Annotated in this window: 13 protein-coding genes; 8 read left to right on the top strand and 5 right to left on the bottom strand. The window is 44.7% G+C overall.

Annotated elements, in window-relative coordinates:
* Positions 1-127: 127 nt before the first annotated feature.
* Together K4039_RS21325 and K4039_RS21320 are read right to left on the bottom strand one after the other, a co-directional pair.
* Complete coding sequence (locus K4039_RS21325) at positions 128-2,446, bottom strand: class I SAM-dependent methyltransferase (RefSeq protein ID WP_265238283.1); 2,319 nt, start codon at positions 2,444-2,446, stop codon at positions 128-130.
* 15 nt (positions 2,447-2,461) lie between these two features.
* Entirely contained in the window at positions 2,462-2,785 is a 324-nt protein-coding gene (locus K4039_RS21320; RefSeq protein ID WP_265238281.1) for a hypothetical protein, read from the bottom strand.
* On the opposite strand from K4039_RS21320, the gene K4039_RS21315 reads away from it, so the two are divergent.
* Together K4039_RS21315 and K4039_RS21310 are read left to right on the top strand one after the other, a co-directional pair.
* On the top strand, positions 2,764-6,291 hold the full coding sequence (locus K4039_RS21315) for a glycosyltransferase (RefSeq protein WP_265238279.1): 3,528 nt from the start codon (positions 2,764-2,766) through the stop codon (positions 6,289-6,291). The genes K4039_RS21320 and K4039_RS21315 overlap by 22 nt on opposite strands.
* Before the next feature lie 138 nt (positions 6,292-6,429).
* Entirely contained in the window at positions 6,430-7,758 is a 1,329-nt protein-coding gene (locus K4039_RS21310; protein WP_265238277.1) for a beta-xylosidase, read from the top strand.
* 133 nt (positions 7,759-7,891) lie between these two features.
* On the opposite strand, the gene K4039_RS21305 is transcribed toward K4039_RS21310, so the two are convergent.
* Positions 7,892-8,191 carry a contact-dependent growth inhibition system immunity protein gene (locus K4039_RS21305; protein WP_265238275.1) on the bottom strand — a complete coding sequence of 100 codons (300 nt, stop codon included), beginning with the start codon at positions 8,189-8,191 and terminating at the stop codon, positions 7,892-7,894.
* Positions 8,188-8,727, bottom strand: a complete 540-nt coding sequence (locus tag K4039_RS21300) for an RNase A-like domain-containing protein (protein WP_265238274.1) — start codon at positions 8,725-8,727, stop codon at positions 8,188-8,190. Before K4039_RS21300 ends, K4039_RS21305 begins: the two co-directional genes overlap by 4 nt.
* 248 nt (positions 8,728-8,975) lie before the next feature.
* On the opposite strand from K4039_RS21300, the gene rfbF reads away from it, so the two are divergent.
* The 5 genes from rfbF (at position 8,976) to K4039_RS21275 (ending at position 13,956) form a co-directional block, all read left to right on the top strand.
* Entirely contained in the window at positions 8,976-9,752 is a 777-nt protein-coding gene (rfbF, locus tag K4039_RS21295; protein ID WP_265238272.1) for a glucose-1-phosphate cytidylyltransferase, read from the top strand.
* Positions 9,753-9,905: 153 nt separating this feature from the next.
* Positions 9,906-10,967 carry an acyl-CoA dehydrogenase family protein gene (locus tag K4039_RS21290; protein ID WP_265238270.1) on the top strand — a complete coding sequence of 354 codons (1,062 nt, stop codon included), beginning with the start codon at positions 9,906-9,908 and terminating at the stop codon, positions 10,965-10,967.
* 193 nt (positions 10,968-11,160) lie between these two features.
* Positions 11,161-11,892, top strand: coding sequence for a cyclase family protein (locus K4039_RS21285; RefSeq protein ID WP_265238268.1), 732 nt, complete (start codon positions 11,161-11,163; stop codon positions 11,890-11,892).
* 149 nt (positions 11,893-12,041) lie between these two features.
* Entirely contained in the window at positions 12,042-12,788 is a 747-nt protein-coding gene (locus tag K4039_RS21280) for a DUF1995 family protein (RefSeq protein ID WP_265238266.1), read from the top strand.
* 391 nt (positions 12,789-13,179) lie between these two features.
* Entirely contained in the window at positions 13,180-13,956 is a 777-nt protein-coding gene (locus K4039_RS21275; protein WP_265238264.1) for a metallophosphoesterase family protein, read from the top strand.
* 81 nt (positions 13,957-14,037) lie between these two features.
* Here the strand turns inward: K4039_RS21275 and K4039_RS21270 are convergent, their stop codons facing one another.
* Positions 14,038-14,892, bottom strand: a complete 855-nt coding sequence (locus K4039_RS21270) for a M48 family metallopeptidase (protein WP_265238263.1) — start codon at positions 14,890-14,892, stop codon at positions 14,038-14,040.
* Positions 14,893-14,901: 9 nt separating this feature from the next.
* Here K4039_RS21270 and K4039_RS21265 point away from each other — a divergent pair, with 9 nt between their 5' ends.
* Complete coding sequence (locus K4039_RS21265; RefSeq protein WP_265238261.1) at positions 14,902-15,039, top strand: hypothetical protein; 138 nt, start codon at positions 14,902-14,904, stop codon at positions 15,037-15,039.
* Positions 15,040-15,329: the final 290 nt, after the last annotated feature.

Raw genomic sequence — 15,329 nt, 5'->3', positions numbered from 1 at the left:
CTTGAAAGAATTGGTTTAAAGCCTCCACACTTGTAGGGAGAAATTAAAATCAGACTATTCATTACTCCAATCCTCGGAGTTCTTTTGTCAACTGTCAACTGTCAACTGTCAACTGAATGAACAATCCTTAAACCCCCAGCAGTAGAGTCAGAGCGTTATTGTACCAAGTCAATCCTTTATCTAAAACCTTAAATCCAGCTACTTTGCACATAGATTCTAAAGCAGAAGCTGTAGGCAGCCACCACCACGGCCCAAAGTCGTTGATATCAAAAACGGCTTTTTCAATTACTCCGAGAATTGGTGTGCCGTAGGTATACTGCTGCCAGTAAGCTGCTAAGATAGCTCGTTCTGCTTCGCCTAAAGCGGGAATGAAGATTACTCCAGAAGCTGGAATTTCGTAGCGTCCTCGTTCGTTTTCTATAAGTTCTTGGGTAATTGCTGAAGTTAAGATTAAATACTGCCCTGTTATTTGACGCAAGCCGGTTAAAATTTGCAAAGGATGGGGGTGATGGTAGAAAACTCCTGCACAATGAACTACATCGTAAGGCTCGCCAATTTCTGCAAGCTGAATGTGAGTTATATCTTGACTGATACAATTATAATTAGCAATATTTAAACTTGCCATGCGATCGCGAAAATCATCCCAAATCTTTATGGATGCGGGCGCGGCATCAATCATTGTCAGAGAAACTGCACCGTATTTGCTAGCTACAGATACTTTTTCGTTGACGGTGCCCCACAATCCGCCGACTTCTGCAAAAGTCTGATTTTTGACGACTCGGGCAATGTAGCGATCGCGAATATCGTCATTCTCCAACTCTGATAATATAGTGCGATCGCCCGCCGAGTCCTTTTTCTGCAAAATTTCCGCTAATTTCCCGGATATTGCGGCATCTTGCGGCCGAATTTCTAACGCCATCAAGTACAAGACTGTAGCTTCATCTAGGCGATCGCTCTCGGCAAACTTTTGGGCGATTTCGCAGTAAAATTCAGGAGCGTGCAGTGGTGGCAATTCGTGGTGATAGTAACTGGTTGCGGCGTCTAAATCTGCCGGAACTCTTTTGATGAGAGCATCGCCTAACTTGGTGTAAATCTTCGGGAGATCTGGCTCGATTTGTAGCGCACAAAGGTAAGCAGAAACAGCCTCATTCCAGTTGTGGATCTCAGTCAAAGCATCGCCTAAATTGTAATAAGACCAAGAAAAATTGGGGTTGAGTTCAATAGCACGCTGATAAGCGGTAGCTGCTGCTTTCCACTGCTGGGTTTTTAACAGCGGTTCTCCTAAATTGTGGTAAGTCCAAGAAAAATCTGGATTGAGTTCGATCGCCCGCTGGTAGGCAAAGATTGCTGCCAACCAATCCTGGAGTTTAGCTAAAGTTAATGCTAAGTTATAATGAGACCAAAAAAAATCGGAATTAAGGGCGATCGCCCGCTGGTAGGCTGCGGCAGCTTCCGACCATTTTTCTAATTGAAAAAGCGCATCTCCCAACTTGTGACAAGAACCCGAAAAATTTGGGTCTAAGTCAACAGCGCGCTGGTATGCTGCGGCGGACTCCGACCATTTTTCTAATTTGCTCCAAGCTTCGCCGATGCTATAGTAAGACCAAGAAAAATCTGGGTTAATTTCCACAGCCGTGCGGTAGATAATGACAGCTTCTTGCCATTGCTCTAACTTCATTAGAACTTCGCCTAAATTGTTGTAAGACCAAAAAGAATTTGGATTCAATTCAATACTTTCGCGGTAGGCAGCATCGGCTTCGTTCCATAGTCCCTTGGCTTGCAAAACATTGCCTAATTTGTAATAAAAATCGGAAATATCCGGTTGAAGCTTAATAGCTTTGCGGTAGTTAACAATAGCTTCGTCCCACTGTTTCAGCGCGCTAGCAGCTTCTGCCAATTTGCAGTAAGCCTCACAACAACTAGAGTTTAAATAAATAGTGCGGTGGTAACAAACTAGGGCTTTTTCTGGCTTGTTTTGTGCCAACAAAGTATTGCCCAAATCTAGATATTCTTCCGGTATTTCGATCGGTTCCACGCTGAGTGCTTGATACCAACAGTCGGCTGCTTGCTCAGCTTGACCGACTTCGGTAAATATTCGGCTCAAATTGCGGTAAAATCCTGCAAAGTCTGGTTGCAGGGCGATCGCTTTTTGGTAACAGTCGATCGCCTCTTGCCACTGTTGCAAACTAGCGCAGACTGTGCCGAGGTTAGCAAAAGCTTCGGCAAAATCGGGTTTTTGGGCGATCGCAACTTTATACCAATACCGCGCGTCTTCTAGCTTACCCTGAGCTTGCAGCGCCTTTCCTAGGGTTTTGCAAGTCTCGGCGGAATCGGGGTGGGATGCGAGAATTTGGTGGCAAAGTGCGATCGCCCGATCCAACTGCCCTAAAGCTAAATATATTTCTGCCTGTTGTTGAGAATCTAGTGCTACTATTTCTGAATTCACTTTTTGCGTTCCTGTTTAGTAATAATTCCATGTATGATTGTAGAGCAAAACTTGTCTAAGTTTTAACTCATGCACAGACATCTGCTTAGCTGTAAATACCGTATCGCCTGCATGACCATTTGTGCGATCGAACTTTAAGTTAATTTGCATAAAAGTTAAGGAAAAACCAATTTCGATTAAACTAAGATAGCAACAGGTTAAGTAAATCCACGCATAAAACGCAAAATACGACTCGCGCTCAAGCTTGCTGTATATGTCTTCTTCCCTCTTCCTTCTTCCTTCTTCCTTCTTCCTTCTACTTAACAGCGAGGTAAATAATGTCAGCAGCGACTCAGACACCGCAAGTCAGCGTAATTATACCAGCATACAATGGCGATCGCTACATCGTGCAAGCCGTAGAAAGCGGCCTAAGCCAAACCTTTACAGATTGGGAAATTATTGTTGTAGACGACGGTTCGACAGATGAGACACATCAGGTATTGCAGCCTTATTTTGACAGAATTCGCTACATTTATCAGGAAAATCAAGGAGTAGCAGCCGCCCGCAACCGAGGAATTCAGGAAGCAAAAGGCGAATTCATAGCATTTTTAGATCAAGATGACTTCTTTTTGCCAGATAAATTAGCAGCACAAATAGCGCTGTTTCGCCAGCAACCATCATTAGGAATTGTCAACAGCGGCTGGCGTTTAGTTAACAAACAAGGCGAGAGAATTTCAGATATCAAACCTTGGGAGTATTTCCCCAAATTAGACTTAGAAACTTGGATAGTAGAAATGCCCGTACTTCCCAGCGCCATGATGTTTTCGCGCCAGTGGCTAGAAATTGCAAGCGGGTTTAATTCAGAATTTGATTCAGTAGACGATTCAGATTTAGTCCTACGTTTAGCACTGTTGGGTTGTGCAGCAGCTTGGCTGCCTCAAGTGACAGTATCCTACCGCCAGCACGACCAAAATGTATCAATAAAAAAAGCCCTCAAACAAGCAAATCTTTTTATTACCTTAAAACAGCAATTTTTCGCTCGTCCTGATTTGCCGCAGCACATCCGCGATTTAGAAAATCCGGCTTTCTACGAAGCATTGACTTGGATGGCGTGGCAATTGTACTATAGTGGCTATCCAGTAGAAGCAGTTGAATTTTACCAAAAATCTTTTAGCTACAGTCCTTATTCTCCCGCAGAAACTGTAATAAATTGGATCAAACGTCTGGATTCTATCTCTAAAGCTTACGGGCTTACTCTCGATTCCCAATCTTTAAGAAACTTACCACAATGGCAACAGTTAATGACTAGCATACTTCCAAAAAAAACAACGCGGGTCAGCGTCATTATCCCGACCTACAACAGCGAGCGCTACATTGTTAGAGCGGTCGAAAGCGTTTTAGATCAAACTTACAAAAACTGGGAAATTATTGTCATAGACGATGGTTCTACAGACAACACTCGCCAAGTTTTAGACCCTTACGGCGATTTGATTCAGTATGTCTATCAGGAAAATCAAGGAGCTGCAATAGCTCGAAATCGCGCTTGCGAACTGGCTAAAGGCGAATTTTTAGCTTTTCTAGATGCCGACGACTTTTTTCTGCCGGAAAAACTCGCCAAACAAATTGCTTGTTTTGAAGCTAACCCCTCTTTAGGGATGGTACAAAACGGCTGGTTAATGGTCGATGAAACCGGAAAAGATATCTACCCAGCCATGCCTTGGGAAGATTCGCCAAACTTAAATTTAGAAACCTTTGTCTTGTACAAAAGTGTGCGTCCCAGCGCGATAATGCTGCGACGCGAGTGGTGGGAACGTCTGGGCGGTTTTGACCCTCGCTTTCCGCCAACAGAAGATTTAGATTTTGCTTTGCGTTTGACTTTAAAAGGCTGCAAATGTGTTTGGTTGAAAGAGATATTAACCTGCTATCGCCAGCATGATCAAAATCTGATGTCCGGTGGGCAAAAAGTTATGAAAAGTATGGAAATTGTGATGGATAACTTCTTCGCCAGACCAGACTTGCCCGATCGCATACGCCAATTAAAAAATGCAGAACGTTACAAGTGTTTAGTGTGGATAGCGTGGCGAATGTATCGCGACGGATATTTGGCAGAGATGGTCGAGTGCTTGAGAAAATCTCTGTACTATACTCCTTATAGTGGATCTGAAACTGTTTTTAAATGGTTGGAAACTTTTAGAGTTTCTTCGCAAGAATACAGCAACAATTTTGATGCCTATGCCTTAACCAATTTACAAGAATGGCAAGACATAGTAGCGGAGGCTGTCAACAATATCTATCAATTTAAATCAGCGCCTAGTTCAATTGGCCGCAAACTTGCACCGCACGTACTGCTGTACGCAGAAGACCACGGAATCGGTGGTTTGGCGCAGTTCAACCACTCGCTGCTTTGCAAATTAGCAGCGGACGGCTACCGAGTTACTAGCGTGCAAACTAAAGCTTCTAATCCTTTAATTACCGAACAGCAGCAGCTAGGTATCGAGCATATTTGGCTGGAGTTCGATACAATGAGGGAGTTTTTGCGAATTGCCTACAATTGTACGGATGCTGAAAGAATTTATGCGGAAGCTCAACCGGATTTAATTATATTTAGCGATGGCTGGCCGATGGCAAATTTTGCGGCGAAACAAGTTGCGATCAAGCAAAACATACCTTATGTAATTACTCTCGGTTATATCGATCGCACTTATCAACATTTCAACCGCGGAGATCAAGTTCCCTATTTCGATGCAGTGGCCTATCAGTACAATTTAGCCAAAGCCGCAATCGCTGTTTCCCACGAAAATTTAAACTTGTTCAAGAGTTTGTTCAAAATGCCTCTGGAACAGGGAAAAGTCATTTATTACGGCAGGCCGAACAATTACTTTGAACCGCCCAATCTCTCAACTCGCCAACGCCTGCGCCAAGAACAAGGCATCCCCGAAGAGGCTGTGGTTTGTTTCACGGCGGCGAGACTGACTCCAATTAAAGGATATCAGTATCAATTGCAGGCGATCGCCAAACTAAAAAATCTGCCAATTTGGCCCCAGCTATATTTCGTTTGGGCCGGCCCAGGTTCCACCACTCACGATAATATGGAGCCGGAATTGAGAGCAACTGTCAGCGAATTAGGAGTCACCGAACAAGTTAAATTCATCGGCCAGCGGTGGGATATTGCCGATTGGTTAGATGCCAGCGACATCTTTATTTTATCATCCAAAGCAGAGGGAATGCCGCTAGCAGTGATGGAAGCAATGGCGAAAGGATTGCCCGTAATTGCTACAGCAGTCAGCGGCATTCCTGAAGAGTTGGGAGATACCGGAAAGTTAATCGCCGATCCGACAATTGATTCGCAACAGACAGCACAAGAGTTAGCCACAACGGTAGAACTCTGGGCCCAAAATCCTGAATTGCGGAGACTAGCAGGACAAGCTTGTAAACTGCGGGCAGAAGAGCTTTTTAAGGAAGAACGGATGGTTTTGGAATACGCAGAAGTTGTCGCCCAAGTCTTGTCTGCTAGCGGCAATCAAGATGAATTTGCGTTAGCGAACCCCTCGAAGAGGATCGCCCCCAAAGTCCAAAAGCAGATCGAAAAAGTTGACAGTATGCTCTATTACTATTATCTAGTATGGCAGGCATGGCAAGCTTGGGATCGCGGAGATCAGTCTGGGATGCTTGACAAGTTGCAGTCAGCTTGGAAATGCACGCCATTGTTGACAAGCGAAACTATCTTGAGTTGGATCACAAATTTTGTTGCCTTATCTTCAGAAAAGGGTGGTCAACTTGATACTTGTTCGTTAATTAATTCCGAAGCTTGGCAAGAATTAATGGAATTAGTACAGGGTTTTGAAGTTGCTTTGTCTGTTCGTTAGAACTTTTTGAGTTTGATTCCTAAAAATTTGAGGTACGTTGTTTCGCTTGGGCGTTCTTTCATATAGAAAAAAGCGCCCAAGCGCAACTACATACCTTTATTGCATTGAAGTCTTTTTCTATTCGCCACCACATACAATATGCAATTCACCTTCAAGTTCAAACCTATTAATAAACTGCTGCCAATTTGCTTAGCTGTGGTAACTGTCCTGTTAATCGCGTATTTTGGACAGCCAAATGCGATCGCCCAAATGCGATCGAACGTCACAGTCGATTTTGGACAACCAGCCACCGGCATCACGTCCATGAGCGGCATCCTGCACGGAATCGACCCCAGCAACCCCCCGGACAGCTTGGTCAAGCCCTTGCAGCCGAAGCTGTGGCGCGCCGGAAGACTCGATATTTACGATCGCGTAATCGCCAGCGGAGCCGAATTTCAACTATTAGTCAGTGACTTGTGGGGCTATGGTAGCAATCCCAAAGGCTGGCCCTATCAAAATTATCCCGCGTGGGAAGCCTTCATCCGACAGTTAGCCCAGCAAAATAAGGGCAAAAAAATTATTTGGGATATCTGGAACGAACCGGACTTAGTAAATCCGTTTTGGAAGGGAAGCAGAGAACAATTCTTTGAAACTTACAAAAGAGCTTACAAAATCTTGCGGGAAGAATTGGGGCCGTCAGCCATGATTGGCGGGCCGAGCATCAGCACTTACAACAAAGAATATCTCGCGGCTTTTTTGGATTACTGTAAAGCGAACAAACTAGAAGTAAATTTTCTAGCTTGGCACGAACTAAACGATACCATAATTTTATTTGTGGACGACCACGTATTCGATGCCAAGCGCAATTTTCAACAAAGTCCTTCTTACAAGGAACTGAAGTTGCAAAAGATTTATGTCAACGAAATTGTTGGAGAATTAGCGCAGTATCAACCGGGGGAAATTTTAGGTTATTTGTCTAATTTGGAGTATGCAAAAGCTGATGGTGCTTGCAGAGCTTGTTGGGATACAACAGTCGGTAAAAAAGTTAGCAATTGCTTCAATAATACGCTGAGTGGGATGGTTACGCCTAATACTTTTGAGCCGAGGGCTGCTTGGTGGACTTACAAAGCTTATGCTGATGGAGTTAATTCGCGGGTGCTAAGTAAGTCAGATCATGATCGCCTTGTAGCTTTAGCCAGTAAGTCAAATTCTGAAGGTAAAGCACAGGTGCTTTTGGGTTATTTCGATCGCAATTATTCGTCAGCAACAACCGTTACGTTGAATCTGATGAATTTGCAGCAGCTAGGTATTCAAAAGGGTCAAAAAGTTAGTCTAAAATTAGAGAAGATTCCCAACAATCTAGAAGGGGCTGTGAAAAAGCTGGTCACGGTTAAAGAAGTAAGTGTTTCGGTTGATAGAAACAGCTTGACTTATGTTATTCCTAACTTCAATGTTCATGAAGGTTACTTGTTGACTATCAAGCCTTAGATCCCCCCTAACCCCCTTAAAAAAGGGGGGAAAAGAGCCTTTCTTCTCAAAGTCCCCCTTCTTAAGGGGGATTTAGGGGGATCTGGCTTCGGCGAAAAGTGAATTTTTTCCAGTACCTAAAAACCTATAGAGTTTAGCTGAGATTATTCAAATATTTTTGCACAGATTCCAACCATTCTCTGGCTGTTTGATTCTCTGAGTTTGGGTCATAATAACAGCCTAATTCATCGAGCATGAATGTTTCTAAATCTGGTTCTGAAATCGGCATTTCTAGCAATTTGCTAAGTTCTTCTGATGTAGCTTCAATACTTTCGGGCGGTTCGCTGCTTAGGTAGTTTTTCACTACATCGCTGGGAGTTTCAGCTTCTAGTGGCCAGTCTTGGTGAAAGTAGGAACTGAAAAATTGGGTTAAATTAGGAAATTGATCGATCATTGGGGATAAGCTGTGAGAATAAAGTATCCGGGAGGTAATTTGGCGCTGCGCTGGAGGACAATTCTCAGGCGAGATGTTGAAGTTGCTTTGGATGCGCGGCGGCGTAAAGTAATACCAATTATTCTGTTGCCGTTATAGTCGATCGTATAACGATTACCTCGACTTTTCATCCAGGAGTCGATCGCACTTTGATTTCTGTTCATTGCTTCCGCAATGGCCGCTTCCGCGACGGAACGGTCAGTAAAGGAAGATGCGGCAGAAATTTTCGTTTCGCTTGCGAGTCGCTGTCCTAGTTGTGCTTCTGTTTTGCCAACGTGTCGCTCTAAAGTATGTCCTCCTGCGGCTTCGTGAACATCCAATCCGCCGCCCGGTATGCTAGGCACAAAAGCTACCGTGGTTTGTGGTATGGTGGAGATTTCCGACTCAATAACCGTGGCGTAAACACCAGGTATTGCCGATTGGAATACGATAATTATTGAGACGATCGCGCATATCATACCTAAAAACTGTTTTAGGCGATCGAGTTGAGTTTTCATTGCGGTTTCTGATCTTCAGTATAGTAGTCTACTGTTTTTTATCTATTTCCTACTTTAGCATTAGTGAGTTATGAATTGCGCGCAGCATTTAAGTAGGCGGTGCGCATTGCGCACCCTACGATAATTGAGAATAGTTCGTGATGTTTGTGGTTGACAAAGCTTCACCATGAAAAAATGTTAATAATTCTTTGAAAAAATCAGTGAGGATTGATGATAGATTAATTGATTATCTTTAAAAATTTGAAAAAATGCAAGTAGTCATCCTGGCTGGCGGTCTTGGTACTCGTCTCAGAGAAGAAACAGAATTTCGCCCCAAACCTCTAGTTGATGTCGGCGGGCGCCCGATTATTTGGCACATCATGAAAATCTATGCCCACTACGGCTTCCAAAACTTTATTGTGTGCTTAGGCTATCGCGGGAACATGATTAAGGAATATTTCTTGAATTATGAAGCCATGAACAATGACTTTACGATATGTCTGGGACGCAAAAATAGCATCACTTATCAGCAGGAACATCGCGAACAAGATTTTCATGTAACGCTGGCTGACACTGGCGCAGAAAGCTTGACGGGAGGGCGGGTAAAACGGATAGAAAAATATATCGATGACGAGAATTTCATGGTGACATATGGTGATGGAGTTGCTGATGTCAATATTGAGAAATTGATGGAGTTTCACAAGTCTCATGGTAAGCTGGCAACTGTGACTACATTTCGCCCGATTTCGCGTTTTGGAATTTTGGATGTTGATAGTGAAGGTCAAGTACGAGAATTTGCTGAAAAACCTCAAATAGACGGATGGATTAGTGTTGGATATATTATATTTAACCGCCGGGTATTTGAGTATTTGGGTGGGGATGATTGTGTTTTAGAACAGGAGCCGATGCAGCGTTTGGCGGCAGAGGGACAGTTGATGGCTTACCGTCATGATGGCTTCTTTTTTGCGATGGATACTTATCGGGAATATAAGTATTTAAATGAGCTTTGGGATGAAGGGAAGGCTCCTTGGAAAGTTTGGGAATAAGTTGGTTTTGGGACGGGCATCTTGCCCGTCCCACAATCATTATAAGTCAATAATTATAATCAAAAATAAAAATAAGTTGGTTGTGAGGCGGGCAAAATGCCGTCCCAGAATGATTGTAAGCCAATAATTGTCATCAAAAATAAGTTATAAAAAATGGATTTTCAAGATACTCTCAACTGCACAGAAACTTACCTGCAAGAGTGCATATCACCCCACGCAGAAGTTATCGATAAGGACTCGGAAGCACTAAAAAAAGCACTTTCTGGATTGGAAAATCGATCGCTCTTAGCGTTACGTGTTCCCCAAAAATGGGGCGGCGCGGACATTCCACCGGAGCTTTTTTACCAATATCAGGAATTGATGGCTCGATATTCCGGCGCTTTGTCTTTCCTGCAAACTCAGCACCACAGCGCAACTGCGATGATTGCCAGCAGCGACAATGAAATGCTAAAAAGTAGATACTTGGGCCCGATCGCCCAAAAAGAGTTACGCTTGGGTGTTGGGTTTTCGCATTTAAGGCGATCGGGCAAACCGGCAGTCACCGCAACTCCCGCATCAAATGGCTATTTACTATCGGGGAATGTTCCTTGGATTACAGGTTTTGGCTTATTTCAAAAATTTATTGTGGCTGCGGTACTTCCAGACAATCGCGCGGTTTTTGGTGTGCTACCTTTTGCCAATATCGATCGTGAATATGGTAAAATAGCTGTCAGCGAAATCATGCAGTTAATCGCCATGAACTCGACTAATACTGTGACAGCAACTCTCGATAATTGGTTGCTGCATGAATCGGAAATAATTGCGGTTAAACCTGTTGGGTGGATTGCGGAAAACGACAGCAAAAATATCCTGAATTTTGTTCCGGCTACTTTTGGCTGTATTCGAGCGGGATTGGATGTAATTTCAGCGGCGGCGACTTCTAAAGATTCACCTGTAATAGCGGCGGCTTGCCAAAAATTAGAGCAGAAGCTCGATCGGCTAAAACAGCATTTCCTACAATCTCAACATAGCTCAAAAGCAGAACAATTAGCGCTTCGAGCGGAAGCCATTGATTTAGCGGTGCGGTGCGGGCACGCTGCGGTGGTGGTTTCTAGTGGTGCTGCTAACGGTGCGTTGCATCCGGCTGGGAGAGTTTATCGTGAGGCTTTGGTGTATACTGTTTCCGGGCAAACAAAGGATGTGATGGTCGCGGAGCTCGATCGTATTGTCGGGTGATTCTGAAGAAGACCGGGCGGTTGAAACCGCGTCTACACAAACAAAACCCGCCTCCGCGGGTTGAAGAAAGACCGGGCGGTAAAAATTATGTTATTTTCTTAAGTCCGCGGAGGCGGACATCGTTTGTGTAGTAGCGGTTTCAACCGCCGTCTTATCTTAAACCGCCGACTCCTTTCTACTTCCTTTTTTGCCGATGACAAACAACTTTAATTCAAACAATTTAAAAACGATCGCCTACCGCGACATTATAGACTTAAGCCATGCAATTCATCCAAATATTCCGATCTGGACTGGAGATCCAGCGACAGAATTTGAAACTGTATCTGAAATAGACAAAAACGGCTATTTCCTGCGAAAATTCTCAATGGGAGAACACAGCGGCACTCACATCAACGCACCCAATACCTTCGATCCAGCAGGCGCGAGTGTTGATAGTTATGCGCCACAGTCGCTAGTTTTGTCGGGAATTGCGATCGACATTCGCGAGCAAAGTCTTGCCAATCCAGACTACACTTTAACGATAGATGATGTATTGAGTTGGGAACAGCAGCACAAACTTATAGAACCGGAAAATCTAGTTTTATTGTATACTGGATGGCAAGCAAAATGGGATGACGAGCCAGCATTTTTCAATCCTGACGAGCGGGGAATTTGCCACTTTCCCGGATTTGGTCAAGCTGCAACTCAATTTTTGCTAGAAGAGCGCTTAATTGCCGGAATTGGTATTGACACTCACGGAGTCGATCCCGGACAAGATGAAAGTTTTGCAGTTAACAAACTGGTATTGCAAAAACAGCGAATTGTGCTGGAAAATCTGGCAAATCTTGACTTGTTACCTGCGGCTGACTTCACTTTGGCGATCGGAAGATTACGCCTTTTGGGAGGTTCCGGTTCGCCTGTGTCGGTGTTAGCTTTTGTCGCTTAAACTGTTGCATATTTGAATTGCATATTCTGGGTGCTGCTCAAAGCCACCCACAAGATTTTGATTATTTGTTAATATTAAGATTTCCACGCTCAGCGTTCTTAATGCGGTAAAATTGGATTAAGAAAAGTCGAGTACAAATAATAAGATTAATGACAGAACTGCCCAATGATCTCAATGATGCGATCGCCCAATCGCGCATAGCAACCGCCGCCGCCCTCTCGGATGGCAAAAATCTCCTGCAAGTCGAATTAGTCTTTCCCGAAATCGCCCTGCAAGCACAGTCTATCACGGAACAATTCTTACCAGAATTTGAGGAGAGTCATTCCGGGGTGAAAGTCTTTTTTCCCGATGCTGGTGCGGCAGCCCTCGCCCGCCGCGATTGGGGAGAAGTACCTTTTAAAATAAGTGATTTGGGCAGCAGCCGCACTCCTGTTGAAGATAACATCGCACCGGAAGATGAAATGTTTTTGCTGGTGAATCCGGCGGCGGTAGAGGTGTCGCAAGTCGAAAAACTTTACATAGCTGCGGCGGGCCGCCCTGTGATCTTGCTCAACCCGCGCCTCGAAGATGTTGCTACTATAGGTATAGGCTATGCAGGCCGTCAGTTGCGCGATCGATTCCTGAGCAAAATCGAATCTTGCTACTACATTAGACCCCTAGACACAGCGGCTTTATTCCGCTGTTACCCGCAACCCTGGCAAGTCTGGCTGGAAATCAACGACGAATACGAATTAATTTCGGAAACAGCCCAAAAGCCCGTGGGAGACGATTTAGAAAGGATTTTAGCGAAAGGGATGGGAGTCGCCGATCCCAATTCCACCGCACCTGCAAAACCGCTAAAAAAGAAAGGTTTGTTAGCAGAAATGCAGACTTTCCTCAAAGCTTTGACTCAATAGGTGGGTACAAATAAAGCTCTGATGGGGAGGGCGGGTTTTGCCTTGATCAACTGGCTTGTATAGGAGTGATTCTTAGCTAAACCCACCGCTACAAGATACTATTGTTTTTTCGCAATCACTTAATTAACAGTATTGTAGGGTGCGTCAGCCATTAGCTGACGCACCCTACAGCTTTGACTCAGTAACAGGAGTTGCAAAAACGCAATTAAGAGCTTTCGAGTGTTGGGATCCGTAACTACGCAAACGGAATTGGAAGAACTTTACTAAATCTTTATAAAAGCAGTATAATGGGTGACACCCCTCCTCAGCCAAAGATCGGAGGAAATAGCAGCTAAATCAGATGCTATAAGCTAGTAATTAAGGTTTCGAGTCAGAAAAGCGGATAAACACAGTGGAGCACCGGCGCATTGTTATTGGGGACGTACACGGGCATTACGATGGCTTAATGCTTTTGCTAGAGGCACTCGCCCCGAGCTCGGAGGATCGCGTATATTTTTTGGGAGATTTAATCGATCGCGGGCCGAAAAGCGCTCAGGTATTAGATTTTGTGGAGCAAAGCCCCTACCAAACTTTGCTGGGAAACCACGAACAACTGATGTTAGATGCTTTGTCGGGGCCGTCAGTGGATCTGCGGGCGTGGCAATCTTGGCTATACAGCGGTGGCGATGCGACTGTCGCCAGCTACAAGGATACAGGGATGATGCCGTACAAACACTTAGAATGGTTGCGATCGCTCCCAACGCATTTAGACTTAGGCGATATCTGGCTGGTGCACGCGGGTGTGCATCCGACTATGCCAATTCACAAACAGTCGAGCGAACAATTGTGCTGGATTCGCAAAGAATTTCACACCATACCGAAACCGTATTTCCCAGATAAATTAATTATTACCGGTCACACGATCACTTTTACCTTTGAGGGTGTGAGGCCTGGTGAATTAGTCAGGGGCCAAGGGTGGCTGGATATTGACACGGGCGCTTATCATCCCAAAAGTGGCTGGCTGACTGGATTTGACCTGAATTACCGCAGAGTTTACCAGGTAAATGTGTTTAACAATCAAGTCCGAATTTTGCCGTTTGATGAAGTTGTTAGACAATTGAAGCCGCAGATTCCACTTCCGAAAGCTCAGTCGAAAGCTCAGTTGATTTCTGTTGTTCAAGAGGCTTAAATTAAGTTGTAGGTTGAGTTGCGTTGAAGTCCGATCGCAATTCAACACAACTCACCCACCGCTAACACACCCTACCAAAAACTACGAAGCTCGCAACAACCGACGTATTTCCAGCTTATAATCCGCATTATTCAAACCCTCACCGCTAGCCAGATTCGGATCAATAGCCTGGGAGATTGCAGCAATCCGATCGCTAGTAGCCGGGTGAGTGCTCAAAATGCTCGGCGGAGAAGGTTGGTTGAGCAACTTTTTCATAAAATCAACCATCCCAGATTGAGCGTAGCCCGATCGCCCCATAGTTTGCAAACCCAACTGATCCGCCTCATACTCAGCTTGGCGGCTGTGAGGGCGGCGCAAAGCCAACTCCACCCCAATCTGCACCGCCTTAGAACCATCCAGCCCAGCCGCGGAAGCGACACCAGATGCGATCGCCATTTGACGCATTTGTTTAATCGAGTGGCGAGCACTAATATGCCCGATTTCGTGGGCGATCACACTTGCTAATTCCGCCTCATTATCCGCCGCCGCCATCAAACCCTTATTTACATAAACAAAACCGCCCATCGTCGCAAAAGCATTAATATTGTTGTCGTCAATCACCTGAAAAGTATAAGGAATATTCGGGCGTGTGCTTTGCTCTGCCAGCCGTTGACCGATGCGGTTGATATATGCTGTAGTAGCCCGATCGCGATCGAGCTTAAACTCGCTGTTCGTCAACTGCTGATTGATTTGTTGGCCAACAGTCAACTCCTGGCGATCGGACATATTCGACAATTGAATAACTTGAATCCCCCGAAAAATCAGTTCCGGCAAAGAAAATGCTTGAGTCGGTTGTGGGGAAATCACGCAGATACCCGCAGCCACAATCACCGACAGAAACAGATAAATCCCCCGGCCACAAGTACGCCGGCAAGTCAACCACAAACTTTTTAACATGATTGATAAGTGCTAAAAGAAGGAAGAAGGAAGAAGGAAGAAGGAAGAAGGAAGAAGGAAGAAGGAAGAAGGAAGAAGGAAGAAGGAAGAAGGAAGAAGGAAGAAGGTAAGAAGGTAAGAAGGAAGAAGGAAGAAGGAAGAAGGTAAGAAGGCGGTTGAAAACACAGGTACAAAAACAAAGTCTGTCTAAGGGCTTCGCCCACGCGGTGTCAAGAAAATAATCTAATTTCAACCGTACGTTCTTCAACCTGCGGAGGCAGGTTTTGTTTGTATAGACGCGGTTTCAACCGCCCGGTCTTCTTTATTTTAGGAAAAACTCGAAAAATCACTAAATAGGCAGACGAAATTTAACGCTGCTTAGTTGCTATTTTAACTTGTTCCTAAATTTTAACCACTCTCCCCATCTCCCCATCTCCCCCTCTCCCCCTCTCCCCATC

It is taken from the genome of Lyngbya sp. CCAP 1446/10 (assembly GCF_026130175.1).
Classification (GTDB): Bacteria; Cyanobacteriota; Cyanobacteriia; order Cyanobacteriales; family Microcoleaceae; genus Microcoleus.
The sequence above is the reverse complement of the archived record's forward strand: the minus strand, read 5'-3'. Positions and strand labels throughout refer to the sequence as shown.